General features: G+C 46.9%; 27 protein-coding genes, 1 pseudogene and 1 riboswitch. Of the genes and pseudogenes, 11 read left to right on the top strand and 17 right to left on the bottom strand.

Features of this window, described 5'->3' with window-relative positions:
• Positions 1-59: 59 nt before the first annotated feature.
• Positions 60-662 (bottom strand): DJ-1/PfpI family protein, encoded by a 603-nt coding sequence (locus JCM23214_RS07405; RefSeq protein ID WP_025898404.1) that lies wholly within the window; start codon positions 660-662, stop codon positions 60-62.
• A gap of 95 nt (positions 663-757) precedes the next feature.
• Here JCM23214_RS07405 and JCM23214_RS07400 point away from each other — a divergent pair, with 95 nt between their 5' ends.
• From JCM23214_RS07400 to JCM23214_RS07375, 7 genes are all read left to right on the top strand, one after another.
• On the top strand, positions 758-2,089 hold the full coding sequence (locus tag JCM23214_RS07400) for an aminotransferase-like domain-containing protein (RefSeq protein ID WP_025898403.1): 1,332 nt from the start codon (positions 758-760) through the stop codon (positions 2,087-2,089).
• A gap of 232 nt (positions 2,090-2,321) precedes the next feature.
• Positions 2,322-2,630, top strand: coding sequence for a putative quinol monooxygenase (locus JCM23214_RS07395; RefSeq protein WP_025898402.1), 309 nt, complete (start codon positions 2,322-2,324; stop codon positions 2,628-2,630).
• A 58-nt stretch (positions 2,631-2,688) separates the two neighbouring features.
• Positions 2,689-3,456: a crotonase/enoyl-CoA hydratase family protein gene (locus JCM23214_RS07390; protein WP_025898401.1), complete on the top strand. Its 768-nt coding sequence runs from the start codon at positions 2,689-2,691 to the stop codon at positions 3,454-3,456.
• Positions 3,457-3,559: 103 nt separating this feature from the next.
• Positions 3,560-5,134: a potassium/proton antiporter gene (locus JCM23214_RS19600; protein ID WP_199899381.1), complete on the top strand. Its 1,575-nt coding sequence runs from the start codon at positions 3,560-3,562 to the stop codon at positions 5,132-5,134.
• Entirely contained in the window at positions 5,035-5,388 is a 354-nt protein-coding gene (locus JCM23214_RS24185; protein ID WP_234397679.1) for an HlyC/CorC family transporter associated domain-containing protein, read from the top strand. The genes JCM23214_RS19600 and JCM23214_RS24185 overlap by 100 nt, the downstream gene beginning before the upstream one ends.
• Positions 5,389-5,470: 82 nt before the next feature.
• Positions 5,471-5,992 (top strand): RNA polymerase sigma factor, encoded by a 522-nt coding sequence (locus tag JCM23214_RS07380; protein WP_025898400.1) that lies wholly within the window; start codon positions 5,471-5,473, stop codon positions 5,990-5,992.
• Positions 5,979-6,758 (top strand): anti-sigma factor family protein, encoded by a 780-nt coding sequence (locus JCM23214_RS07375; protein ID WP_025898399.1) that lies wholly within the window; start codon positions 5,979-5,981, stop codon positions 6,756-6,758. Before JCM23214_RS07380 ends, JCM23214_RS07375 begins: the two co-directional genes overlap by 14 nt.
• Positions 6,759-6,768: 10 nt before the next feature.
• Here the strand turns inward: JCM23214_RS07375 and JCM23214_RS07370 are convergent, their stop codons facing one another.
• The 8 genes and pseudogenes from JCM23214_RS07370 to JCM23214_RS07345 all read right to left on the bottom strand — a co-directional run bounded on the left by JCM23214_RS07370 (position 6,769) and on the right by JCM23214_RS07345 (position 11,406).
• The gene (locus JCM23214_RS07370; protein WP_025898398.1) at positions 6,769-7,083 is read right to left on the bottom strand and encodes a hypothetical protein; all 315 of its coding nucleotides are present in this window, start codon (positions 7,081-7,083) and stop codon (positions 6,769-6,771) included.
• Positions 7,084-7,146: 63 nt separating this feature from the next.
• Positions 7,147-8,448 carry a sulfite oxidase gene (locus JCM23214_RS07365; RefSeq protein WP_025898397.1) on the bottom strand — a complete coding sequence of 434 codons (1,302 nt, stop codon included), beginning with the start codon at positions 8,446-8,448 and terminating at the stop codon, positions 7,147-7,149.
• Positions 8,449-8,529: 81 nt separating this feature from the next.
• Positions 8,530-8,847, bottom strand: coding sequence for a trimeric intracellular cation channel family protein (locus JCM23214_RS19595; RefSeq protein WP_234397678.1), 318 nt, complete (start codon positions 8,845-8,847; stop codon positions 8,530-8,532).
• Between the two features lie 129 nt (positions 8,848-8,976).
• Positions 8,977-9,161, bottom strand: a pseudogene (locus tag JCM23214_RS25335) (trimeric intracellular cation channel family protein); the annotation flags it as partial.
• Between the two features lie 25 nt (positions 9,162-9,186).
• Positions 9,187-9,699 (bottom strand): ABC transporter substrate-binding protein, encoded by a 513-nt coding sequence (locus tag JCM23214_RS24175; protein WP_199899378.1) that lies wholly within the window; start codon positions 9,697-9,699, stop codon positions 9,187-9,189.
• Positions 9,699-9,995 (bottom strand): substrate-binding domain-containing protein, encoded by a 297-nt coding sequence (locus tag JCM23214_RS26930; protein ID WP_199899377.1) that lies wholly within the window; start codon positions 9,993-9,995, stop codon positions 9,699-9,701. Before JCM23214_RS26930 ends, JCM23214_RS24175 begins: the two co-directional genes overlap by 1 nt.
• Entirely contained in the window at positions 9,992-10,708 is a 717-nt protein-coding gene (locus JCM23214_RS07350; RefSeq protein WP_025898396.1) for an energy-coupling factor ABC transporter ATP-binding protein, read from the bottom strand. Before JCM23214_RS07350 ends, JCM23214_RS26930 begins: the two co-directional genes overlap by 4 nt.
• The gene (locus tag JCM23214_RS07345) at positions 10,702-11,406 is read right to left on the bottom strand and encodes an ABC transporter permease (protein WP_025898395.1); all 705 of its coding nucleotides are present in this window, start codon (positions 11,404-11,406) and stop codon (positions 10,702-10,704) included. The genes JCM23214_RS07350 and JCM23214_RS07345 overlap by 7 nt, the downstream gene beginning before the upstream one ends.
• 155 nt (positions 11,407-11,561) lie before the next feature.
• On the opposite strand from JCM23214_RS07345, the gene JCM23214_RS07340 reads away from it, so the two are divergent.
• From JCM23214_RS07340 to JCM23214_RS07330, 3 genes are all read left to right on the top strand, one after another.
• Positions 11,562-12,056, top strand: coding sequence for a DUF1499 domain-containing protein (locus tag JCM23214_RS07340; RefSeq protein WP_025898394.1), 495 nt, complete (start codon positions 11,562-11,564; stop codon positions 12,054-12,056).
• A gap of 51 nt (positions 12,057-12,107) precedes the next feature.
• Positions 12,108-12,303, top strand: a riboswitch (cobalamin riboswitch).
• Positions 12,304-12,349: 46 nt separating this feature from the next.
• Positions 12,350-13,030, top strand: coding sequence for an energy-coupling factor ABC transporter permease (locus JCM23214_RS07335; RefSeq protein ID WP_025898393.1), 681 nt, complete (start codon positions 12,350-12,352; stop codon positions 13,028-13,030).
• A 76-nt stretch (positions 13,031-13,106) separates the two neighbouring features.
• Positions 13,107-14,312: an MFS transporter gene (locus JCM23214_RS07330; protein ID WP_025898392.1), complete on the top strand. Its 1,206-nt coding sequence runs from the start codon at positions 13,107-13,109 to the stop codon at positions 14,310-14,312.
• A gap of 14 nt (positions 14,313-14,326) precedes the next feature.
• On the opposite strand, the gene JCM23214_RS07325 is transcribed toward JCM23214_RS07330, so the two are convergent.
• Positions 14,327-15,991, bottom strand: coding sequence for an ATP-binding protein (locus JCM23214_RS07325; protein WP_025898391.1), 1,665 nt, complete (start codon positions 15,989-15,991; stop codon positions 14,327-14,329).
• 191 nt (positions 15,992-16,182) lie between these two features.
• Between JCM23214_RS07325 and JCM23214_RS07320 the strand changes: the two genes are divergently transcribed.
• The gene (locus tag JCM23214_RS07320; protein ID WP_025898390.1) at positions 16,183-17,316 is read left to right on the top strand and encodes an iron-containing alcohol dehydrogenase; all 1,134 of its coding nucleotides are present in this window, start codon (positions 16,183-16,185) and stop codon (positions 17,314-17,316) included.
• Here JCM23214_RS07320 and JCM23214_RS07315 read toward each other — a convergent pair.
• From JCM23214_RS07315 to JCM23214_RS07285, 7 genes are all read right to left on the bottom strand, one after another.
• Positions 17,311-18,102, bottom strand: a complete 792-nt coding sequence (locus JCM23214_RS07315) for a dimethylarginine dimethylaminohydrolase family protein (RefSeq protein WP_025898389.1) — start codon at positions 18,100-18,102, stop codon at positions 17,311-17,313. The genes JCM23214_RS07320 and JCM23214_RS07315 overlap by 6 nt on opposite strands.
• Positions 18,103-18,172: 70 nt before the next feature.
• Entirely contained in the window at positions 18,173-18,982 is an 810-nt protein-coding gene (locus JCM23214_RS07310) for an SDR family NAD(P)-dependent oxidoreductase (RefSeq protein ID WP_025898388.1), read from the bottom strand.
• Positions 18,983-19,006: 24 nt separating this feature from the next.
• Positions 19,007-20,071 carry an alpha/beta hydrolase gene (locus JCM23214_RS22255; protein ID WP_025898387.1) on the bottom strand — a complete coding sequence of 355 codons (1,065 nt, stop codon included), beginning with the start codon at positions 20,069-20,071 and terminating at the stop codon, positions 19,007-19,009.
• Entirely contained in the window at positions 20,061-21,596 is a 1,536-nt protein-coding gene (locus JCM23214_RS07300) for a flavin-containing monooxygenase (protein ID WP_159104314.1), read from the bottom strand. The genes JCM23214_RS22255 and JCM23214_RS07300 overlap by 11 nt, the downstream gene beginning before the upstream one ends.
• 85 nt (positions 21,597-21,681) lie before the next feature.
• Positions 21,682-22,134, bottom strand: coding sequence for a YaiI/YqxD family protein (locus JCM23214_RS07295; protein ID WP_025898385.1), 453 nt, complete (start codon positions 22,132-22,134; stop codon positions 21,682-21,684).
• Positions 22,135-22,182: 48 nt separating this feature from the next.
• A complete protein-coding gene (locus JCM23214_RS07290; RefSeq protein WP_025898384.1) occupies positions 22,183-23,334 on the bottom strand; it encodes a saccharopine dehydrogenase family protein in 1,152 nt (383 codons plus the stop codon).
• 21 nt (positions 23,335-23,355) lie between these two features.
• Positions 23,356-24,438, bottom strand: coding sequence for a saccharopine dehydrogenase (locus tag JCM23214_RS07285; protein WP_025898383.1), 1,083 nt, complete (start codon positions 24,436-24,438; stop codon positions 23,356-23,358).
• Between the last annotated feature and the right edge of the window lie 195 nt (positions 24,439-24,633).

Below are 24,633 nucleotides of genomic sequence, written 5' to 3'. Positions count from 1 at the left end.
TCCGTGAAGGTTCGAATTAGAACCTTTAAAGATGCTTTGCCGCTTTCAAATTAAAGAGGTCATTTGGGCAGAAACGAGCTCACTGTTTCGATCGCTCGGGTCACATACTCATCTTTTTGACCCACAGGAGCCACATAATGAAGAGCTGCCCGCGCATCCTCTCTACTACCCCCGTGCATTATCACCCAAGCAGCAAGATATTGAGACGCGAGGCATCCTCCAGCGGTGCCGATATTACCATTGGCGTAGAATGGTTGATCAAGCACTCTAACACCAGCTTCGACGACCCAGGGTTTCGTCGTGAGGTCTGTGCAAACCGGCAAGTCATCGACAAGTCCGAGTTTGGAGAGGATTAGTGTTCCTGAACACTGCGCTCCGATGATTTGACTTTCCGGGTCAAGTCGAATTCGGCCAAGCAGGTCCCGATTTTGAACAATCTCTCGTGTTTTCATACCGCTACCAATAAGAACCGCATCCGCACGCGATGCGAACTCTAAGGGTCGCTCTGCCTGAACAGTAACCCCGTTCATAGAGGTCACAGATTCCGATGGGCTGGTAATAAATGCTTTCCATCCTTTTGGCCTCATTCTGTTGAGAATCCCTGATGCAATAAAAGAGTCCAGTTCATTGAAGCCATCGAATGTGAGTATTGCTATCTGCATTGGTGTAAATTCCTTAATTCCAAACTTTACTAAACACCGATAACGTCACATGCTGAATATCGGTGCAATAATTACAATGTACTCGGTGCAATTTAATGACTGACTATCGAAAGATTGCGAAAGAAGTTGCGGCAAACATCGCTGCAGGCCACCTCCTTCCTGGAGATCGTCTGCCGCCTCAACGGATTTTCGCTTATGAAAAGGGAATAGCTCCATCTACAGCGGGGCGGGTATATGCTGAACTCAAACGTCTTGGTCTAATCGACGGTGAAGTTGGCCGTGGCACTTTCGTCCGAGCAACATCGCCGCGCTATGAACCCACGCTGGCTGAACCAAGACAGATTAGCATTAATATGGAATCTAACTATCCAATACTGCCAGATCAGCACCAATTGCTCGCACCAATTCTAGCAACATTGGCTTCGCGGGATGATGTATTACACACCGCGATGCAGGCAGCGACAGTGTTGGGTGATGAGCACGCCAAGGGTGCCGTTGCGACGGCATCGTCCAGTCAGGATTGGAACCCTGAGCCGGACTCATTTCTATTCTCTGGCAATGGGCGCCAGTCGATCGCAGGAGCATTTTCTGCGCTTGCCCCCATAGGTGGTAGAATTGGGTTTGAGGAAACAAGCTATCCAGTTGCAGTCGCTATCGCCGCGAGACTGGGGGTAAAAGCGGTGCCCGTGGCATGTGACAACGAAGGCATGCGTCCGGATCGGCTTGAACAAATACATCGTGGTACACCTCTGCATGCGGTCTATCTGCAACCTACATTACAGAACCCACTAGGCCACACTATGAGCGCACAACGCAGATCCGAAATCGCTAAAATTCTTAACCAACCCGGCGCTCCTGTTGCAGTGGAAGATAGAATTTATGCGTTTCTGGATGAAAACGCACCCCCTCCGCTAGCGGCATTTGCACCCGACAAAGTTATTGTCGTGAATAGTCTTTCAAAGATTATTTCCCCTGGCCTTTCGTTCGGATTTGCAAGCGTCCCAAAGCATTTAATTGAACCGATGGCTACTGCCTTGAAGTCAGGCGCTTGGGCACCACAACGCTTCTCCCTTGAGTTTGGTGTGAGATGTCTTTTGAATGGCAGCGCGCAAGTCCTAATAGCCGAAAAGCGTGCTGATGCGCAAAACCGACAATCCCTCGTTCAGGCGAAGTTGAAAAGGTTGAGAATTACAGCGAACCCTCTTGCGTATCATCTGGTAATACACTTACCTGCACATTGGAGGGCCGAAAGCTATGCCCAAGCCGCAAAAGATTTGGGTATCGCGATTACGCCAGGTTCCGCATTTGCGGTCACACGGGGGCACGCGCCAAACTTCGTGAGGCTTGCATTAGCCCCGCCCACTCCAGACGAACTAATGGCCGCCTGCGGCGTTCTTACGTCTCTCTTTGAAAGCAAGAAAGAGTAAGATCTCCAAGCGTTTCAAACGACGAAGGCAACATCTGTTCGCTGTATATGGAATTCCGAAGTGAACGGTAAAATTATTGAAACCGTCAATATCGCCATCGACAAATTCAATGACGAAAACACATTCAAGTAAATACGTGGCCGCCTGCAAAAAATATTAAAGTGGTGCTTAGCGCTACATTTGATATTGTTTTATCGAATGCGACAAACAATCAACTAATAAGGATAAAACGATGATAAATGTTGTAGCAATCATTACCGCCAAACCCGGCAAGCGTGACGAACTTCTCTCTCTTTTCAATGCAAATGTTCCAGCTGTGCGGGCAGAAGATGGTTGCATTGAATATGGCGCAGCTATCGACACAGAAGGAATGGGATCATTTCAGGCTAAACTTGGTGAAGATTCTTTTGCCGTTTTGGAAAAATGGGAAAGTAAAGAGGCTTTAATGGCTCATGCTGTGTCCGATCATATGAAAGATTATGGAAAAAAATCCAAAGATCTGGTTGCAGATAAAGCCATCCACATCTTGAGTAACGTATAAAAAATATCATCGGAGGCTGATATTTCAGCCTCCATTCATCTTAAAAGGGGGCACCCATATGCCAAAAAGAAAAATAATAACTGAGATTAACGGCCCTGTTTCAACCATAATCATTAACCGCCCGGAAGTCAGAAATGCGCTCGATCAGGAAGCCAGCGCCGAGCTTGCGCAACATTTAAAAAATTTTGCAGCTGATGAAACGCAAAAGGTGGCGGTCCTAACAGGCGAAGGGGGCAGTTTTTGTGCCGGCGCAGACCTAAAGGAAACTGCAAAACGTGCAGATTACAAAGCGTGGGCAGGCCATCCAGAGGGACCACTTCACAAGCGACTGGACAAGCCAATTATTGCTGCTATTGAAGGGCATGCGGTTGCTGGTGGCCTAGGTGTCGCTTTATATTGTGACATTCGCATCGCATCAAAAAGTGCTGTTTTTGGTGTCTTTTGCAGAAGGTGGGGGGTCCCCATGAGTGACGGCACACCGACACGACTGCCACGGATAATTGGCGAAGGTCCCGCAATGGATATGATGTTGAGCGGAGAGCCGATTAATGCCACCCGTGCACTCGAACTCGGTCTTGTGACCCGTCTGACTGATGAGGGGCAGGCGCTTGAGGAAGCGCAACAACTAGCGCATCAGATTGCGTCTTTTCCCGAGCTTGCCATGTTGTCAGATCGTCACGCCCTTATAAGCCAAGCCGGACTGGAAGAAGCAAAAGCCCTTAAAATTGAGTGGGACGCCGCACAGGAAGCACAGGCAAAGGAGGCCCAGGTCGGAGCAAAAAGATTTGCTGATGGGGCAGGTCGACACGGAAGCTTTGCGGATTGAAACAAATCCAAATTCTTGACATTTTTTGGAACTAACCTACTGATCATTGAAAGGCTCCCATCCACTTCACTAACGGTCTGTTAGACAGGAAAGCATGAGTTAAATGATTGAAACGATCGCCCTGACGACGCTAATTGGTGCCGGCCTGATCGTCATTTCCATCTTTACAAGTCTTATTTCGTTTCGGGTGGGAGCTCCATTGCTCCTTCTTTTCCTGCTTGTCGGACTGCTTGCTGGCGAAGACGGCATTGGCGGTATCGAATTCGAAGATACCCGGCTGGCTTACTTTGTCGGCAGTATCGCGCTTGCCATAATTCTCTTCGATAGTGGGTTTAATACTAAATTCAGAAAGCTTAGGGTAGCCGCTGCACCTGCGGTCATGCTGGCAACGGTCGGCGTCGTATTAACTGCACTGATCACAGCGGTTCCGGCTCATTACTTTCTAAAGCTTAGCTGGACAGAGTCTCTTTTGCTGGGGGCTATCGTTGGCTCAACGGATGCTGCTGCGGTATTTTTCCTGCTCAGGGTTGGAAATATCGAACTCAGAGAACGCATTCAAGCGACGTTGGAAGTGGAATCCGGATCGAACGATCCCATGGCCGTTTTTTTGACAATTACACTCGTCGAACTTGCCGCTGCGACAGAAACGACCGCAACCCTTCAATTCTTTGAAATGTTTTACATTTTTGTCCAGCAAATGGGGCTTGGATTGATTTGCGGGCTTACCTTCGCATTTGCAATTATCCAGATTATGAACCGCGTAAATCTTGAAGCTTCCCTTTTTCCCATCATCATTCTGTCTCTGGCTTTGTGCATTTTTGGTTCGACAACCGTTATAGGCGGTAGCGGGTTTCTGGCCGTGTATGTAGCAGGATTATTGATGGGAAATATGAAACTGCAAGGAGCACTCGGTATTCGGCGCTTCCAAGATGGTATGACCTGGCTGGCACAAATCACTATGTTTTTGATGCTAGGACTACTTGCAACGCCATCTGAGTTTCCGGCAATTTTCCTGCAGGCAACACTGGTGGGCCTCATCCTGATGTTTATTGCACGCCCTGTAGCCACCTGGCTTTCATTATTGCCTTTCAAATTCAGCCAAAATGAAACCGCCTTCATGTCGTGGGTTGGATTACGCGGTGCCGTTTCAGTGTTATTGGGGATTTTACCCATACTTCATGGGATGGAAAATGGACAGACCCTATTCAACGCCGCATTTGTAATTGTTCTGACATCCCTCCTTTGTCAGGGGTGGACAATCAGACCGCTTGCGCGAAAGCTTGGCCTCATCATGCCTCCACAGCAAGGAGTTGTAGACAAGGTTGAGCTGGAATTGCCCTCCAATGCTCATCACGAGCTGGTTGTCTATCATATTGCTGAAGACAGCCCGGTCGCCAGAGGCGAGAGGATTCCCAAATGGGCCCGCCCTTCGATTATTTTGCGCGAAGATCGCTCCCTTACATTTCATGAAGCTGGTCGACTGGCAGCAAACGATTATGTTTATATTTTTGCCTACCTCGCTATGTCCCATTGCTTGACAAATTGTTCGCTCGGGAAATTGTCCTTAGCGAAGAAGATCTGGATTATTTTGGAGAGTTTGAGATCAATGCAGACACTCACCTTGTCAGTCTTGGTGAGATTTATGACTTTGATGTGCCGGTCGATTTTCAGTCTATGACTGTTGCTGAATATTTAAGCGAGCAACTTGGTAGCTCTATGGGCCGCGGAGATAGAATTCATCTGGGCCCTATCGAGCTGATTGTTCGCGAAATGTTACCCGAAAACACGCCATTGGTTGGATTATCGCTTGAGCCACAGCAACCCTTGCCGACATCCAACATTCCAATTTTCCTAAACTACAAGGAAATCATGTTACGGCTCAGAGTGTGGCTCGCGACCCGAAAAGAAAATAAAAGACGAACGCTGAATTAAAATTGTCAGCAGCGTGCGAAAATATACTTATCGACGGTGACTTTCCCTATATTCCCCCGTCAAATACAGATATACTGGCGACATGTTTGTTCGCCGTAAACTCACCTCACATCTGCCCGATCTGAAGGCTTATTCACTCGCGCTATGTCGTAATGAGGATGAGGCGAACGATCTGGTTCAGGAGGCCGTCAAAAAAGCATTATCAGCAAAGCGGATTCCAAAAAGCAAAGACGAACTGAAACCCTGGCTCTTTCGCATTATTCGGAATACCTATATTGATGTGAAACGACGCGAGGCAAATGCAGCGGAATATTTTGACGATGTCAGCCGTTTATATAGCGGATCTCCCGTTGAGCATCCCAAAGTTCTTGAGGAAATTCTGGTTCGACAAGCGTTGGAAAATCTGACTGCACGGGACAGAGAGATCCTGTATTTAATTGATGTTTTGGGATTTAAATATGCAGAAGCGGCAATTGTTCTGGGTGTGGCGGAAGGAACAATCATGAGCCGCGTCAGCAGGGCCCGTTCAGCACTGCTTGGCAAAATTGAAACCACGAACGTAAAGAGTTTTAAAGTTAAGGTAAAACGAAATGGCAATCAGTGAGTCAGATTGGGAACAGCTCAATGCGTATGCTGATGGTGAATTATCAGACACCAGTTCCGCTGAACTTGAGAGGCGACTGTCCGAAAATGCCGATCTGAGACGCGAGTTGGACAAGATACTTGCGCTCAAGAGAGCGTTACAAAATCTGCAGCCACAACCTGAACATACCGAGCCACGATCAAGCTCTCACGTTATTCCATGGTACAAACATGCAATTGCCGCTTCCATAATAGTGGCCATTGGGATCGGAGCCTGGGGTTGGCAATATTACTCAGAACGTAAATATCTGAACCCAGAACTAATTCACACACAATTTGCCGCTCAGACATACATTCTTAAATCTGAAACCCCCAGACTGCATGTTTCAAGCACTTCAATTGGTGAATTTCATGTGCCTGATCTGCGAGCGACAAATCTGCAACTGGCTGACACCAGCTTTAGACAAATTGGCGACAGGGGTGTTTTTTCTGCTCATTACAGGGGGCAGCGTGGCTGTCGCCTAACACTAATTGGTACTCAAAACGGTGTAACAAACGACAATAGCTCCATAGAATATGATTTGGAAAACCCGGAAAGACTACTTGTCGCCAAGTGGTTCAGGGGGCAGACAGAATTTGCGTTATTGGCAAGTGCTATGGATAAAGACCGGTTCAAGTCAATTGCACGATACATACATGCTGACCTGCAACGCGAGCAGATCGATAAAGATGATAAACTGCAAATTGCAATGCGGGATGCATATGAACAAGCCCACCCTTGCGTTTGATTAAAGCAGATTATTTATTGGGAAAATTTGGGCGATCCACATTGTAATGTTTTGCCAGATAATCCAGAATTATGCTGTAATCTGGCTCCTCGATTGGCTCCATCTCCTGTTCTTCGACCATCCACACGAGGACTTCTTCCCAATCCTTTCGGGTTAGCCCTTGTTGGGCCACAATTTTTTCGGAATGACAAGCCGCACAGTAGATATAAGTCTCCTCCGCACCAGGTTTGTCGACCAATACCCCATATTCAGACTCTTCGCCAACAGCGGCTGGCGAGCCAAAAGCCAGAAACAGAAAAAGAAAAGCAATTCCACGTTTCAGCACGTTAATACTCCACACTAAAAAGAAAGTGGGGTAGCTGTCGCTACCCCTGAACAAGCCAAATTTTTATGAATAGCGAACAGCGACACGATGCATCGTGTTATTCAGATACCCTTTGGGATTCCAGTTAATGGCATGAGGCTGCATCTCTCCCGCATCGTCTTCTGCACGAGCCCATATTTCATAGTAACCTTTCAATGGCAATTCGACGGTGGCGCTAAAATCCTGCCATGCTCCATCATTTGCCGGACTTTTTAACTCCGCGCTTTGCCAGGTTGCGCCAAAATCAATTGAAATATCAACTTTTCGAATTGTCCTGTCACCGGACCACGCATGCCCTCTCACTTCCACTGTCGAGCCATTAACCGTGGAATTGGTTGCGGGTGCCGTGATTAGCGATTTAACCGGCATACGCTCAATGATCTTGAAATCCTTTGTTTCCACCTTTTCGCCCGGCTCCACCGGCCGGTTAGGTGTGCGATAAGCTTTACCAGTCATTTTGGGGCCATCATGTACGATGTCACGCAGATAAATACGTGTCAGCCATTTTTGCGAGCAGGAACCAGGCCAACCGGGAACCACCAAACGCAATGGTGCACCATTATGCAAATGCAGCGGAGCACCGTTTTGTTCGAAAGCGATGAGAATATTGTCCGTCATCGCTTTTTCAATTGGCACTCCACGTGATAGCGGCAACTTACCTTCCTTGCCTGAAAGATGCATGTCTGCGCCTTCATGAGCCGTGTAAATTGCGGTTTTCTGAACGCCAGCCGCATTCAGCACATCACGCAAACGCACACCTGTCCATTCAGAACAGGCAACTGCGCCATATGTCCACTGATTTCCTTTTGCAGGTGGATTGAAAAAAGCGCGGCCGTTGCCCCCACATTCGATGGTCAATGCCATTTTCACAACTTCAAAACGTGACTTCAGATCAGCGATACTCAGCGTCATGGGATTATCAACAAGCCCATCGATCGTCAGTTTCCAGTCATCTGCGCTAACATCATCTGGCGCAATGCCATTGTTTCGAATAAAATGACGATTGGTTGGTGTGATGGAATCGTCAAGTAAATGGGGGGGTGTTTCGGCATTTACGGGACGATCATTGAGCAAGGTCAACCCATCTTTTCCCTCCAGCACGTTCTCATCGGCGAGAGCCACTGGAATGAGACCCGCTGGATAGTTTCTGTGAAAAGGGATGGAAGCGCCCAACATTGCCCCCAGGGTCGCCAGACCCGCACCTTTTAAAAATCCCCTGCGATCTTTGTGCGACTCTCTTCCCAAAAAAATACGATCAGCCTCAATCGGATCTTTGGCATAAAGTTCCCGCAAGCCCTTATGGTCAATATTCGCTTTGTCAGACATAGCGTCTCCCTCCTCCTGTTTTTCATTCGTTGAAGGAGTAACGCGCCACCTGAATATTTTATTCCAAATTATTTTACAGGATCAGGAATAATCTCGACCAGCCCGATTTTTATAGCGTGGCAGAACCCAACCTCTTTGAATTGCTCCTGCACGCACCAGAAACCCCAATACCAGTGAAATTGCAACAGCAGCGTAAATATGCAGCTCGAAATATCTGAGGAGTACGAAAGCCCCTGAAGAAACCAATGCGGCACTTACGTAAATTTCGGGTTTCAACGCGAGAGGGACTTCCCCCGCCACAACGTCACGGATCAACCCGCCAAAGGTAGCTGTCATCACACCAAATAACACTGCAAGAAATGGTGTCGCATCACTTTTAAGTGCAATATGCGCACCCATCACAGCAAACACGACAAGCCCCACAGCATCACCCCAAACAAGAGCCACATACCTGCGTTGTAGTCGGTGCGCAAAGAAAAAGACAAAAACGGCAATAGCGAAACACACATACAGATAGCTTTGATCCTGTATCCAGAACACTGGACGATCCAGCAGCAAGTCCCGCAAAGTTCCTCCGCCGATACCGGTTATGGTTGCGATCAGGCAAAGCCAATAACATCAAGCTGCTTGCGACTGGCGACCAGACTTCCTGTTGCCGCAAAAACAGCTACACCCGTCAGATCGATAATTCTGATAATTTCGAGTAATTCCATAGGTCCACCGTAGAGCTAACTTCTTTCACCTGGCGTTTGGAATGAACAAAGCCTGTCCCGCAACCTTGTAATCGCGGATCAGCCCTTGCCCCTTTTCACCAGCAAGCCATGTTTCAAGCTTTTGGGCAAGGTCACGCTTCACATGAGGATGTTTTTTAACGCTAATGGGAAGGTATGCATATTGATTGTAGAGTACCGGATCACCAGCAAAGAGCAGCTCTTGCTCGCGTTTGTTTTTAAATTTCAGCCAACTGGCCCTATCTGTTAGCACGTACCCTTCCATTGCACTTGCCATATTAAGCGCCGCGCCCATGCCTGAGCCCGCTGATTTATACCATTTGCTGGAAAAATTCTTAGGTAACAGATTTGCCGTTTTCCAGATCGAAATTTCCTTTCGATGGGTACCGCTGTCATCTCCACGACTGATGAATATGCTTTTATTTTCTTTAATTTTTGCAAAAACCGATGCCGCTGTTGCTTCATCCCTGATCCGCGATGGATCCGAAGCAGGTCCGACGATTACGAAATCGTTATACATCACTTCACGCCGAAGCGAAGCGTATCCGTTCTGAACAACTTTTCTTCCGCTATTTTTGAATGAACAAGAATAGCATCCACATCCCCCTGACGACCAAGTTTTAGTGCTTGTCCAGTTCCCACAACCAATAAATGAACTCTCAGGCCAATATCTTTTTCAATTTCCGGCAAAAGTACATCCGACAGACCCGAGTTATGAAAAGAAGTTGTGACAGCCACTCGCATCTCATCTGCTTTTAATGGCAAAGCAAAGAGCACAAACAATGAAAATACCAGGTATTTGATACAATAAATCACGTTAGTAACTCTCCCCTCGTGAAAGCACTGGCCAAGTCCGATTGTGGGCGGTCGAAAAATAATTGGGACGAACTGTGCTCGACCAATTTTCCCTTGTGCAAAAAGACAACGTCATCAGCCAACCGACGGGCCTGACTGAGGTCATGCGTCGCCATTACAATTTTACAGCCATCCTGTTGGGCAGATTTCAAAATGGCTTCAAGTGAAGCGGTTGATGCCCCATCCAGATTTGTTGTTGGTTCATCAAGAAACACTATGTCCGGTCGGGTAATTAGCGCGCGCGCAAGCGCCATCTTTTGTCTCTCTCCACCTGAAAGTGACGCAGCATCAAGTTCAGATTTATCGGCCAATCCCACCCGTTCCAACCAATACCTCGTCTGTTTATAAGATTCTTCGCGATCGACTTTGCGTACGCTTAACGGATAGCGAATATTTTCCAAGACAGAACGGCGCATCACAATAGGTGTTTGAAACACAAAGGACTGCGCACAATACAAATCAGCCCCACGTTTTTGCCAAACCACTTTACCTGACCTTGGCTGTTGCAAACCATGCAGCAGCCGCAGAAAGGTTGTCTTTCCAGCCCCATTGGGCCCAAGTACAATCGTGAAACATTCATCCTCAAGGGTCCAGTCAATGGGACCCAGAATTGTCCGTCCCTGACGTTTAACTGTGACGCCAACACACTCAGCCGGTAACAGAGTACTTACCATGTCCCTGCCCGTTCAGTTTTTGACAGCATATGTACACTCAAATTGACAAGAACCGCCAATAGAATAAGCACTATGCCCAGACTTAGTGCCAATTGAAAATCGCCCTTTCCAACCTCCAGTGCAATCGCCGTTGTGAGAACACGTGTTAAATGATCGATATTACCACCAACGATCATGATTGCGCCCACCTCACCTATTGCCCGACCGAATCCCGTCAGGGTAGCTGTCAGCAAAGGTCTGCGACCATCCCAGATCAAAGTCTTCATTCGCTGAAATTTCCCCGTGTGAAGCGATATCAAGAGATCATGATACTGGTGCCATAATTCCCTTAGCGCCTGATGGGATAGCGACGCGATAATGGGGGTGACTATTATTGTTTGTGCAATGATCATTGCTGTGGGCGTAAAAAGCAAATCAAGCACCCCAAAAGGACCACTTCGTGAGAGCAACAAATACACGACCAATCCCACAACAACGGGCGGCAAACCCATCATTGCATTTAAGAGTGCAATTGCAAATCGACGATACCTGAACCGGGAAAGCGCCAGATAAGCGCCCAATGGTAATCCGATAAAAGCTGAAATCACGACTGCACTAAGTGTGACCTGCATGGAGCGCAGCGAAATTTCCACCAGATCCTCATCCAATGAAAAAACCAGCTCAAAAGCCGCAAAAATACCGCCAAAAAAATCTGTCATTCAATGCTTACCAATATATCAAAACCAACCTGAACGGCACTCATCACAGGGTGTTTATTGGCACATATTTGTTTTTTGTTACAGCCTTTTACGATTATGTGTATGGTTTCCTTCTGTAAATTTGATTTTAACTGGCATTCGGAACCAATCGTAAAATGATTTCCAAAATTTTGACCCTTTTCACCATAGGTCTCATAATTCTGCTGGCTGTATTGACTGTCCTCAGACTCACACCATTATGGGACCGCTTACTGAAAGCCGGTGATTTTCAGCCGACAGATTTTAGTAACCTGACGACACCTGAAACACCGAACTGGGTTTTGATTTGCCCGGAAAATTTATGCCAGAACGCAACACGCTTCAAAATTGCTCCTGTCTTTGACATGAGCCGTGATGAGTTGGCCGCCCGCCTCAAACAAGCCGTCAAAGCGGAAGAAAATCTTGAGATCAGGCATGAAGACGAGCGGAGCCTTGATGTTGTAATCCGCACTCCCTTTATGCGCTGGCCCGATGTGGTATCCATTGAATTCATTGAAGTTGAAGATGGTAAATCCACGTTCGCCTTATTTGCCCGAGCGATCTATGGGCGAAAGGACTTTGGGGTCAATAAAGAACGGGCAGACAAATGGATTAACGCAATCAGCGAATAATAATACGCCCGATATGCATGTTAAATCTTGCACACTCGATCAACTTCAAAGATACTCCTGCAGGTTAAGGGTATTTCTGCGCTGTCTGCGTGGAAATTAATAGGGAACACGGTGCGGCAATGCCAATTCCGTGACTGCCCCCGCAACTGTAGGCGTTTCGGTTCTGTCAAAAGCCCACTGGAGTTACCGGGAAGGGGACAGAGAATTTAGCGTGAGTCAGGAGACCTGCCCTTTAAACAACAGCCCGATTAACAGGTATTTAACAGCACGGTGGGTGCAGAAAAGGAGAAAATATGCATATCGAACCTGGAGTCGTTTCTGGCGCAAAAATGGGACTTAGCCTAGCAACTGCTGGCGCATCCTTTGGCGTATTGTTGAAGTCAAGCTGGACTGCAATAAAGTCTCAAGGGCTCATTTCCTTAATTCTGAGAAGTCTAATTTCTGCCGTTCTGGTTTTCTGCTTCTTTGAAGTTCTTCCAAAACACCCGATTGGCGTATCGGAAGTCCATTTCATACTTGGTTCCACCCTATTTCTTCTGTTTGGTCCGGCTGCAGCTGGTGTTGGTTTGACAGCGGGCCTGCTTCTGCAAGGCATGTTCTTTGCCCCAACTGATTTGCCAATGTATTTTGTAAATATCACAACTTTGTTGGCACCATTGATGCTGGTTTCAATTATCGCCAAAAAAATCATCCCGGCAAATACTGCATATAAGGATGTTACCTACAAACAGGCACTGGCACTTTCAACAGCCTATCAAGGCGGTATCGTTGCATGGGTAGCCTTCTGGGCTCTTTACGGACAAGGCTTCGGTGCAGAAAATATGGCTTCGATAGGATCATTTGGTGCAGCTTATATGATCGTTATTGTCTTTGAACCATTGGTGGATCTGGGCGTTCTGGCTGGTGCAAAAGCCTTACACCAGATGAAAGACAGCCCCCTGTTCCACGATCGTTTATATAACAACGCGGCTTAAGTTTACGCCCGTTTACGAAAAGCCCTCAAATTTGAGGGCTTTTTTTTTATAGACCACCTTTTCTAAAGCAAGCCTCATGATTTCCAGCAGCCGGCATTTCATTAAACAAGAGTGGCGTTTTCTGCTATTTGGTTTGCTATTGACCTTTTGGTCCAGCCCGGGACAAACTTTTCTGATCAGCCTGTTTGGTGCTCATCTTCGTAATGATTTTAACCTCAGCCACGGTGAGTTTGGCACCCTCTACACGATCGCGACATTAATCAGCGCAGTTCTGCTCTGGAAGACAGGCCCGCTCATCGATCGCCTGCCGCTTGCAAAATTTGCGGTAACAATGGTGGTCTTGATGAGTGTCAGCATTGCTACTTTTGCTGCCATACAGGGTCCTATCACCCTTCTTATTGGCATCTTGTTCGTCCGGTTCATGGGGCAAGGCATGTTAAATCATATTGCCCTTACCGCCATGGCACGCCGTTACAGCGCTGAGAGGGGCAGAGCCATCTCATATGCAGGTTTGGGCTTCATCCTTGGTGAATCCCTGTTCCCGCCGGTCATTGTCATTGCGCTTGGATTAATGGACTGGCGACTGATTTGGCCTGTTATGTCCTTTCTTTGTGCGATTACTTTATTGCCATTCATCAAGCGACTAATCGAACATACCGCAGCTCAGGATGGCCCGGGGGCACTCGCTCAAACATCTGATGATATGAAACACTATGACCGCGCTGCGCTGCTCCGCGATTACCGGTTTTATTTGTTGATTGGAATTTCCATAACTCAGTCTGGTGTCATAACAGGTTTGTTCTTTCATCAAGTTTATTTAGTTGAAGTAAAAGGATGGAGTATTGAGTGGTGGAGCATCTGTTTCTCCATATTTGCAGCCTTCAGCCTTGCTGGTGGTTTGGGCGCAGGTTGGCTGGTCGACCGGTTTAGCGCCCGTCGCATTGCCCCTTATTCGCTTCTGTTTATGAGCGTAGCACTGTTAATGTTTGCCCATCTAAATGATCCGATTTTCGCGGCACTGATTATGGCATTGCTTGGGATTGGTGCAGGATACAATACTCCTGCACAATCATCCATGTGGGCGGAGTTATATGGAACACAGCATCTGGGAGCCATCAGAAGTGTCGCGAATGTGGTTATGGTATTTGGATCCGCATTAGGACCCGTTTTCATGGGGCTCGCGTTTGACCTGGGTATTTCTATTGACAGTGTGTTCTACGCATGTGTCGCTCTGACATTGATGGCAATAACAGCAAGCCGTATCGCACTCAGAACTAGCTGATGCCCTAATTGCTATTAGCCTTCCGCCCGGCTTGGCAATCTTACAAAGACAGACGTACCGCCGCCCTTAACGCTCTCAAACTGAAGATCACCGTCATGCAATCCAACAAGTGAATTTACGATTGCAAGCCCAAGGCCAGAACCTTCCATCGCGGTATGAGCATGACTTTGTCCGCGGACAAAAGGTTTGGTAAGAGCTTCAATTTGTTCGGTATCCATGCCGGGACCTGTGTCAGAAACACAAATGACGTGCTGATTATCTTCTTCATAGATTTTCACCGTCACTTCGCCGCTATCTGGGGTAAATTTCACCGCATTTGAAAGCAAATTGATCAATATTTGGGAGACTGCACGAGGATCCGCGTGAAGAAGTGATAAATCTTCAGCCAGTATTTCGTGATATGTAATATGCTTTTTCTTCGCCAATTCTCCAATGATTGTGGAACAGTCATGCATGATATTTCGAAAATGCATGTCCTGCTTATGCATGGTCAATTCATTCGCCTCAATTGCTGACAAATCCAGTATATCATTCACCAATGTGAGAAGATGCCTACCGCTGATAGTAATGTCTTCGACATATTCTTTGTATCGCCCACTTCCGAGCGGGCCGAACATTTCCCCACGCAGAACTTCTGAAAACCCAATTATCGCATTTAAGGGGGTCCGAAGTTCGTGGCTCATAGTTGCGAGAAATACAGATTTGGTACGATTTGCTTTTTCTGCATCGTGAAGAGCTCGCCTACGTGCTATTTCCGCCTGTTTCTGAGCTGTTATATCACGCAAAAATCCGGTGAAAAAACGCTGCTCGGCAACACGATAATTTGCGATCGCTATTTCGATTGGAAACTCTTCTCCATTTTTGCGTTTCGCCCAAGTCTCAAAACGCGTATTCAGAAGCCGGCCCCGCCCTCTTTGCAGGATGTCTTTCATTTGTTTTCGATATCTACGCTGAAGGCCGGCGGGGACAAGCAGACTGATCGCTCGCCGTCCTTTAAGCTCACTCTGCTGATATCCCAACATATCCCGAGCAGCCTGATTACTTTCGACAATTTTTCCTTTTTCATTAACAGTTACAATCCCGTCCAGTGACGCGTTAAAAATCAGACGATTGCGCAAGTCGCTTTCGACAAGGTCCCGCTCCTTGATCAGAAGTTTAAGACGGGCAGCCATTAATGTTGCTACCAAAGTAAGGGTACGCAGATGAGTGTTATTGAAAAAACCCTTGTCCGGATGCTCGCTATCAATGACACCAAGTGTTTTGCCTTCACTAATGATTGGGACACATAACTCGGAGCAGGCGGGATCCACATCAGGTATATAAAAATCACAATTGGTTAAATCATTGATGAGCATTGGTTGCCCGCTTTGCGCAACCTTTCCTGTCACCCCTTGCCCAATCGGAATTTGCAAATGATTGATTATCACTCTGCCGGTCGGGTTCTTTTCACCAATCGCGGCTATCTGAGTGAGCAGATTTGTCTCTTCTGAATAAAAATAAACAACACAGTCAGCAAAACCCAACTTTTGAACAACATTTTTTGCCACATACCAAGCCAGTTGCTGTTCATCGCCAATATTGATCAGATCAACGGCAAAGTTGTTCATCACCTCCACATACCGGTGTTCTAACGCATGGCCATTGTCATCAGCGGTCTGATCATTCTGACGTTCGGGCAAACTGCTATTCTCCGAAATAGTCGAATATTAGAAATACAAGTTTTTACTGTAACTTGTAAATATAGAGAATAACAATACAGCCGGTACGTGCAAAAACTGCATTTGGCTGCTGACAGTTCGATCAGGTTCAGATAACGTAATAGAAAAATAATAAAGGAGTTTCTTTACTCCTGACCAAAAAGGGGGGTTAGATGGCACTAATAAAATATCACAACGAAATGGAAATTGATTTTGGCGCAATCAATAATATCGCCGCGTCGTTAAAACGGTTCGGCATAACAAAGCCTTTAATCTGCACGGACAAGGGAATAATGCAATCCGGTATTTATGACCGCCTGAGACGTGCGCTGCCAAATGATATAGACGCTACTCTCTATGATGAAACACCGGGCAACCCTACAGAGACCGCCGTAAATGACGCTCTGAAATTATTCAGAGAAAATGAGTGCGATGGCGTGGTAGCTCTTGGCGGTGGCTCCTCCATCGACCTTGGCAAGGGTGTATCGCTAATGAGCACTCATTCCGGGACTGTAAAAGACTGGGGTGTCATGAAAGTTGGCCGTGATGGAATTGGCGATACAGCACCGATAATTGCCATTCCTACAACAGCGGGCACAGGAAGTGAAGTCGGTGGGGGGGCTGTCATCATCACCGAAGAAGGGCAGAAAATTGTTATTTCCAGCCCAAACCTGCTCCCCAAAATTGCAATTTGCGATCCAGAGCTCACATATGATTTACCAAAACACCTAACTGCAGCAACGGGAATGGATGCGATGGCCCATTGCATCGAGGCTTATTTGACAAATACAGTCAATCCGGTTGCCGCAGCTATTGGTCTGGACGGCCTCGAGCGGGTAGTGACATATCTAAAGCGGGCAGTGGATGATGGTCATGACAAAGAAGCCAGATGGAATATGATGATGGCAGCAAGTGAGGGGGCGATGGCTTTTGCCAAAGGGTTAGGAGCGGTCCATTCCATGAGCCATGCGGTTGGCGCTAATGAAGAGCTCAAAGCACATCATGGAACATTAAATGCTGTTCTACTTCCCACTGTCCTAAGATTCAATGCACCTCATGTTGGCAATAAATTCGACAAGCTTAGACAGGCTATGGGACTGCCAATGGATGCAGATATTGCCTCATGGATCGAAGAATTTAATAAACAACTGGAGCTCCCAGCAAATCTGGCTGAAATGGGTGTAACCAAAGATATGGTGCCAGACCTTGCAAAACACTGCCTGACAGATGCATGCCATTTTTCAAATCCAGTACAACCAACACAGCAGGAATATGAAAGAATGTATCTGGATGCAATGGGTCTATAAGGTCGCGCAATAACGGAGTGACAGGCAGGACATTCCACCATCAACCTTTGCGGCTTCGCTATTGGGAAGTTCCACAACCGTATATCCCTCTTGTTTAAGCCGCGATGCAGTTTGCGAAAATCCGGCGGGCAGCAGAACGACATCGTTAAATCGAACTGCATTTGCTGCCGCCTCCTCTCCCTTGGCGGTTAGAATAACTTTATAGTCGTTAAAGCAGCCACTACTTGCCAGCCTCTCAGTCGCGAGAATAGTTTTGGCATCCAGTAAACCGCAGTCAGTCTTAAAGTGCAGAACTTCTGGCGGTGTTTGTACTCGCCGCACCTTATAGCCCCACTGTTTCACAAGTCCTGCAAGCTCCGCTATACCTTCCTCATTTGTGCGATCCGACGTTCCAACCAGTATCTCTTCGCCGGTTACAAGAATATCCCCTCCTTCGATAAACCCGTTTTCTATTTCCATAACAGTGGAAAACTGGCTTAGTAATGTGGGTTTGATCGCTGCAGCTTCGCCAAGTCGCGAAGGTGCGCCGGGTCTCATAACAATTGCGCCTTCGGGTAAGCACAGGGCCGTATCTTCCACAAAAACGCTATCGGGAAACTCTTCCAATGGATCAAGCGTGATAACCTGTGCTCCTGCAGTAGTAAGCGCACGAACATATTCTTCATGATGCTCCATAAAAAGATTGGGATCAGGATTTCCACAATCCTCCGCCCGCAAACCATTTGCAATGGAACGCGAAGGTTTGCGGGTAATTGCATGTGTAAAGCGGAACACAAACGAGGACATATTCTGGCACCTTTAAAAACCGATTTTTTGCAACCTAATGAAGCGATGACGAACTGTCCAGCTTATCCGCTTAACTCAAAACACGGTTTAAAAAAGAGCCATATCGGGTTGGCATCAATCGCTGAACAAAATCCAGAATTCGGGCGTCATTTCCAATCAGGACTCTTCGTTTATTGGAAACCACACCGTTGAGAATTGTCTCCGCCGCTTGTGCAGGTGAGGTTTTTGCCAGCGCATCGAAGCGTTTTATGGTTTCTAACTGGCTGTTGCTGCTTTCACCTGCTCTTTTAAACCGCGCATTTCTGGCGATGTCCGTGCGAATTCCACCCGGATGGACTGATGTCACCCCGATATTGCTTCCCTGAAGTTCAAGAGCGAGAGCCTCGGTATATCCGCGAATGGCAAATTTACTGGCATTATAGGCACTTTGACCGGGAAAACCGATCAACCCAAACAAACTGGATACATTAATCACATGACCGGAGCCGGATTTTCGGAAATGCTTCAGGAACGCTTTGGTGCCATATACCATGCCCCAAAAATTTATATCCATTACCCAGCGAAAGCTTTCATAGTCTTCACTTTCGGCGCTATCGAAAAGAGCAACACCGGCATTGTTGAATATATAATCCACACGCCCAAACTCTTCCACAGTATCATCAGACCATTTTTGTACGGCGGCCTCATCACTCACATCCAACAAAACATGCCGACAGCTAATGTTGTGCCCCTTTACAATATCGACTGTACCCTGCAAACCGGCCTCATCCAGATCTGCCAGCGCCAAATGACACCCTTCCTTGGCCAGAGCCACAGCCAACGCGCGCCCAATACCAGAGCCAGCCCCGGTTATGGCCGCAATCTGCCCCGAAAATCTCATTTCCCCCTCCTCTTTTTGCAGCTTTTAATCCGCTTCTTTTTTATTATTTAGATGTTGGCGAATAAAATCACCCATCCCTAGAACCATGTCATCAACTTCAGAAAACAGAGCCCCCGCCCCAATAAATCCATGGTAAAGATCCGAATATTCGGTAAATGCGACTTGAGCCCCTTTTGACTTCAGTTTTTCGGCAATAAGTTTTCCGTCATCACGAAGCGGATCAAATCCACAGGTTAAAATCCAGGTTGGAGGCATATTCCCTGAAACCGCGTTATCGAGCGCATTTAAGTGAGGATGAGCTATGGACATCTCATCAGATGTAAACTGGCCATTAAACCAATCCATAAGCTCCTTGGTTAGGAGTATGTCCTCACCACCAAGCAATTCACGAGATGCGGTTGATTTCACTGTCAAATCAGCGGGGTATATTAACTCAGTAGACAAAGGGATATTTCCCATCTGCCCATGTGACGCCTTTGCAGACACAAGCAAAGCCAGCACCGCGCCCGCGCTATCGCCCGAGACACTGATCCGTTCAGGATCAATATTTAATCTGGCCGCATTTTGTTGAAGCCAGACCCAACTATCAACGGCATCGTCCATTGCTGCAGGAAAACGGTGTTCCGGCCCTAAACGATAATCAATCGCCAATACCCTGTGCCCTGTTTCGCGCGCCAGACGCCGGCATAAACCATCATGAGTTTCAAGATCACCAATGACAAAGCCACCCCCATGAAAATACAACAAGCAAGGTTTTGGATCCGAACCCGGTATGTTGTCATATAGCCTGGCCTTTATATCGCGCCCGGGCAAATTGATCATAATATCGTGAACATCTTTCACACCAGGTTTTGGGCCATCAAACAGTTGAACAGATTTGCGATAGCCTGCCCTCATATTTGCGGGCGTCCAGTATTTTGCAGGAACAGCGAACAACGCCATCAATTCAAACAGACCTTGCGCACGGGGATTTAAACGGCGTCCATCCAGTTCAAGTCCTTTTCCCGACATTTTTCGCTGCCAATATCGATCACCAGCGCTGATGAGCATCCGCCTTTTATAAAGGAAATAAGGTAATTTAAGTAACATCAGCCGTCTCCCGGTTCTTTTTTCGTTGGGTTATCAAAAAATCCTGACGGCGCAAACGTCTTCGTTCTTTTCGAAAACGTCGTGCGGCATGAGGGTATAACGTATGAATGCGGCCGTTTTCATCTTTGTACCAGCTATGGCAGGAGCCAGCCCAAACCGTATTTTCCAAATCTTTTTGGGTCTTCTGATTATCGGCTTGTACAGCAGCATTAGTCGGCTCGATCAATTTCTGGTCTGCCGCCAAATCAATACACTGCATGATAAAATGCATTTGCGCTTCAATCATGTGAACGACTGAGGTGGAACCAACCCCCGTATTGGGACCGGTCACAAAATATACATTTGGAAACCCGTCCACCATGCACCCCTTGTAAGCGCTGGCTTCCTTTTCCCAACGAGCATTCAAAGACACGCCATTTCGGCCAATCATTTCTATGGAAATCATCTGTTTATGCAAATCGAATCCGGTTGCAAGCACAATCACATCTGCTTCAATGCGACGACCACAACCGTCAATGACCGCATCCTTTTCTATTCGGTCAATTCCATCTGTGTTCACCTCGACATTTTCGCGGTTAAGTGCCGGAAAAAAATCATCAGAAATGAGAATACGCTTACATCCCAGTTCGTAAGTTGGAACCAGCTTCTGAGCCAGTTCAGGATCATTGATAGACTGACGGATGTATCGTTTAACCTTCTTTTCGATACGATTTCGAATCCAGGAATTCTTTTTAAATAGCGGTGAGAGAACATATTCAAAACGCAGATAGAATTTGAACCGCTGCATTCTCAACTTTAGAGGAGAGTGCCGAAACTTTTCCCTCTCCTTATCCAGATAAGCCCTGTCATCGCGTGGTATAATATAGTTGGGCGTTCGCTGAAACATTGTCAGCTTACGAGCAACCTTTGCAAGCTCAGGAACAGCCTGAACAGCGCTCGCAGCACTACCGATCACCACAGTATTCTTGTCAGCCAGTGGTATATCAGATTGCCAATTTGCTGTGTGAAATGCCTCGCCCTGAAACTCATCCAACCCGGGAAAAACTGGAACCGATGGCGTATTCAATCCGCCTGAACCCACCACAACATGTTTCGCTCTCAAGGTAGAATGTTGTCCCTCTTCCGCCTGAACAGTCCATAACCCTGTATCTTCGTCAAACGTCAGGCTACTGACTGTTGTATTCAACCGAATATGAGTAGCGAGATTAAAATCTTGAACACATTTTTCCAAATATGCCTGTATTTCCGGTTGAGGTGAATATACATGCGACCAATCAGGATTTGGGGAGAATGAAAAACAATAGAAATGGCTTGGGACGTCGCAAGCAGCGCCTGGATACCTGTTTTTAAACCAAGTCCCACCGACGCCATCCTCCTGCTCAAGAATGACAAAATTTGAGCAGCCACGCTTTAAAAGATGATATCCGGCGCAAATGCCCGAAAAGCCTGCACCGATGATAATCACATCATGCACGGCACCTTGAGCGGTCAAGCGCTCGGGTGCTTCTTCTTGTATTTTTCTCATTCCGCTACCCGCGATTATAGTTTTGACAGCGACTGTCAAAACGCCTCCCGTTAGTAGCATTTCATATTTTTCTGATTTCAGAAACCTAAATTTTCTTCATCTTTTGCACCGCGTTTTCAAGAGCGTTCAAAAACCGGGATCTATCCTTTTTGCCAAAGGCAGCGTTATGCCCGCTGATTTCCCCTATATCCCGAAGGTAAGAGTTGAGATCCCGCATCGCCAGTTTCATTCCGATCGAGGCATTGGAAAAATTTTTGCCATCTGGCCGCAACACCAGACTACCTGACTTCAGGCAACGATCTGCAAGCGGGATGTCATTGGTGATCACGATGTCTTTTGCGCCACAATTTTCTGCAATCCAATCATCCGCAGCATCAAATCCGTCACTCACCGTCACCTGCTCTATCAACGGGCTATTTGGCAAGCGCATCCAACTGTTGCTGACAACATAAGTCACAAGCTTATGCCTGCCAGCAACGCGGTACGTCTCATCCTTCACAGGGCATGCATCTGCATCAATAAAAATTCGTGTCACTATTAAACCTCATTGACAACATCACAATGATACAGATATTTGCCGGTAAAGTTAGCTAAGGTGGTCAATAATTTCCATTTTCTCACCTGCGCCGCGCAGATTGTCTATCCACTTTCCGGCGATTGTCGGATCACTTGGTGCCGCATGAACACCCGGTGCTATCTCACCAGCGAGAACTGCTTCAACGCCATAGCTGACTGGCGTTGAAACCAATCGTGCCATCGCAGTATGATGTGCATCTCCATAGGCATCCATGACAAAAGACTTGTCGTAGACAATTTTACCGTCTTTTTTTGCCGTAATATCAACGCTTAGAACGACGCGATCCGCTTCGCCTTCTTCAACCGCATATTTAGACCAAAGTTCAGCAGCGATTTCTTCAAGACGTGCATCTCCTTCGGGTCCGGACAAAATTTCTACTTCTTTAAAAATATGATCCCACGCCGAAGACCATCCCCCATAACGCAAGGTGCCGCGAACAAACTGGTTCATATTCAGGCCGTCAAATCCATATTCTTCAATATAGGGAAGGCTGTCACGATTGGGGTACACCTCAAAAGTTTCAGGACCGTTTTCAAGGTCCAGCGTATAACTTTCTACCGCATCCCAAGGTCTGGAGACATCATAATCTTTGCCGTCTTTCAAACTTTTCGATGGAGAACGCAAAGCTTTCAAAACACCCAGCGGTGACCAGCTAAACTTGTAGCAAAAATCATTTTTAACTTCCGACAAGCCGCCACAATAGGAGCGGAAAAAATGCTCGTTTTTCGGATCATAAGCGCCGGATGCCTTGTAGTCAGCCATCAATAGATGTGCCATTAAATGGTCAATTCCCGGATCAAGCCCGATCTCATTCAGTAGAACCAACCCTTTTTCTTTAGCAACAGCGTCCAGGTCACGCATCGCTGGCGCAATATACGAACTGGATACAAAATTGGCATTTGCCGAAAGGCAGATTTTGGCGATTAACGGATGAAAATCACCCGGCAACATGGAAACTGCAACGTCACCTTCTTTTATCTCTGCTTCCAACGCTTCCATTGAAAAAGACCGGACGGAAAAATCACCTGAAAGTCCCTGTGTTGCTTCTTCCGCCTTAGCAATCGTTCTGTTCCAAACAACCAGTTTGTGACCATTTTCAATCAAACGGCGGATACCCGGGACCGAAGACAACCCTGCTCCCAGCCAATGAATAGTCGGCATTTATTTTCTCCAATCAAACACTTAAAGACGTGCAATATTTTTATTAAATTCATCAAGCGCGCGGCCCCAGATGCCTTTTTCGGGCTGATCCAGTTCCAGTAATGCTTTCACCAGTTGCGAAGAATAATCTTCACTTGCTTCCCTTGGTAGCATGGACGGCAAATGATCAATCGCCGTCACATCAAGCGGATTATTCCCGTCGATGACAGACACTATGGGATTATCAAAAGTGGTACTCTTGTTATAGACAGGAATGGGATTATAGACGCTTTCTGGATCACAGCTCACATCCGAAATTACCGACAATTTCCGATTGTTTATCGTAATATCGTCATGTGTCACAAAGCGTGGGCAGTTTTTATTGGCCAAAATACAGTTTACAAAAATCGAATGTTGTTGGATTTCCGGAAATGGCCCACCAGATTTCGTTTCATTCATATCCCAACGGGTCACGTCCAACTTTAACCGCTCCCCCAGATCGACGGCGCCACTGCCAGAACGACCAAGAGCTCCGATTACAATCATGTTTGGTTTTTCTTCAAAGGCCGACAATTCTGAATTCAATTCGCTTAACAGCGCATCTACATTTGGATAATCGCCCAGTTTATCCAGTGCAGGTTTATTCCCTGCCTTTTGACCGCACCAAACTTTTACTGCCGCAGCAGCACCCGCAAACCCGGCCCAGTAACCAAATGCGGCTACACGTCGTCCGGTTTCATCAACAAGACATTCCAGATCGTAAAGAGTTCCCTTACCAGACACAAAACGACCAAGAGTGTGCTGCCATCCTGGTTGATCCTTATAGACATGACCAAAATAGATGTGTCTATGAGTAAGGTCGCTTTCACCCTCTGGCAACTCTTTAACCCCCAGAATGAAAGCATCTTCTGGCGCATCCGGCCAGCTTCCCTCATCCACGATGTCGCACCCCACAGCCAAATAATCTTCGGTTGCGATAGACCTAAGAGGATTTCTTTCAACGCTTATACGATATCCGGCATCCAGTAGTTTTTTCGCGTCGGCTGGGACCAATGCCACTCGCTTTTCATGTGCCTTATGTTCAGTTCTTACCCAAATGTGGGTTTTGTCAGATGCCACAGTCATGTTTTCGAGACTACCACTTCAATAATAAAAGTTTTCCAAGTGCCGGACATTACTGAAAAACACACTCAACTTCCAGCGGGAATTATCCCCCACCTTAAGCATAATCTGCGGATTTCATGCAATTCTTCGGCAGAATATTTGGCATGCTTCCAGTAGCGTCAAACAAAGAAGAAAGGGTCACAACGCACAAGCATT

The sequence above is a fragment of the Sneathiella glossodoripedis JCM 23214 genome (genome assembly GCF_000616095.1).
Classification (GTDB): Bacteria; Pseudomonadota; Alphaproteobacteria; order Sneathiellales; family Sneathiellaceae; genus Sneathiella; species Sneathiella glossodoripedis.
This window is presented reverse-complemented; position numbering and strand designations above follow the sequence as displayed.

Coding starts and splice junctions, on each gene's coding strand:
- JCM23214_RS07315 (WP_025898389.1), bottom strand. CDS start 18,102: ATGTCCTCGTTTGTGTTCCGCTTTACACATGCAATTACCCGCAAACCT.
- JCM23214_RS07400 (WP_025898403.1), top strand. CDS start 758: ATGACTGACTATCGAAAGATTGCGAAAGAAGTTGCGGCAAACATCGCT.
- JCM23214_RS07380 (WP_025898400.1), top strand. CDS start 5,471: ATGTTTGTTCGCCGTAAACTCACCTCACATCTGCCCGATCTGAAGGCT.
- JCM23214_RS19600 (WP_199899381.1), top strand. CDS start 3,560: ATGATTGAAACGATCGCCCTGACGACGCTAATTGGTGCCGGCCTGATC.
- JCM23214_RS07340 (WP_025898394.1), top strand. CDS start 11,562: ATGATTTCCAAAATTTTGACCCTTTTCACCATAGGTCTCATAATTCTG.
- JCM23214_RS07395 (WP_025898402.1), top strand. CDS start 2,322: ATGATAAATGTTGTAGCAATCATTACCGCCAAACCCGGCAAGCGTGAC.
- JCM23214_RS07345 (WP_025898395.1), bottom strand. CDS start 11,406: ATGACAGATTTTTTTGGCGGTATTTTTGCGGCTTTTGAGCTGGTTTTT.
- JCM23214_RS07390 (WP_025898401.1), top strand. CDS start 2,689: ATGCCAAAAAGAAAAATAATAACTGAGATTAACGGCCCTGTTTCAACC.
- JCM23214_RS24175 (WP_199899378.1), bottom strand. CDS start 9,699: ATGTATAACGATTTCGTAATCGTCGGACCTGCTTCGGATCCATCGCGG.
- JCM23214_RS22255 (WP_025898387.1), bottom strand. CDS start 20,071: ATGTTACTTAAATTACCTTATTTCCTTTATAAAAGGCGGATGCTCATC.
- JCM23214_RS07300 (WP_159104314.1), bottom strand. CDS start 21,596: ATGAGAAAAATACAAGAAGAAGCACCCGAGCGCTTGACCGCTCAAGGT.
- JCM23214_RS07290 (WP_025898384.1), bottom strand. CDS start 23,334: ATGCCGACTATTCATTGGCTGGGAGCAGGGTTGTCTTCGGTCCCGGGT.
- JCM23214_RS07330 (WP_025898392.1), top strand. CDS start 13,107: ATGATTTCCAGCAGCCGGCATTTCATTAAACAAGAGTGGCGTTTTCTG.
- JCM23214_RS07320 (WP_025898390.1), top strand. CDS start 16,183: ATGGCACTAATAAAATATCACAACGAAATGGAAATTGATTTTGGCGCA.
- JCM23214_RS07285 (WP_025898383.1), bottom strand. CDS start 24,438: ATGACTGTGGCATCTGACAAAACCCACATTTGGGTAAGAACTGAACAT.
- JCM23214_RS07350 (WP_025898396.1), bottom strand. CDS start 10,708: ATGGTAAGTACTCTGTTACCGGCTGAGTGTGTTGGCGTCACAGTTAAA.
- JCM23214_RS07365 (WP_025898397.1), bottom strand. CDS start 8,448: ATGTCTGACAAAGCGAATATTGACCATAAGGGCTTGCGGGAACTTTAT.
- JCM23214_RS19595 (WP_234397678.1), bottom strand. CDS start 8,847: ATGGGTGCGCATATTGCACTTAAAAGTGATGCGACACCATTTCTTGCA.
- JCM23214_RS07405 (WP_025898404.1), bottom strand. CDS start 662: ATGCAGATAGCAATACTCACATTCGATGGCTTCAATGAACTGGACTCT.
- JCM23214_RS07335 (WP_025898393.1), top strand. CDS start 12,350: ATGCATATCGAACCTGGAGTCGTTTCTGGCGCAAAAATGGGACTTAGC.
- JCM23214_RS07375 (WP_025898399.1), top strand. CDS start 5,979: ATGGCAATCAGTGAGTCAGATTGGGAACAGCTCAATGCGTATGCTGAT.
- JCM23214_RS07310 (WP_025898388.1), bottom strand. CDS start 18,982: ATGAGATTTTCGGGGCAGATTGCGGCCATAACCGGGGCTGGCTCTGGT.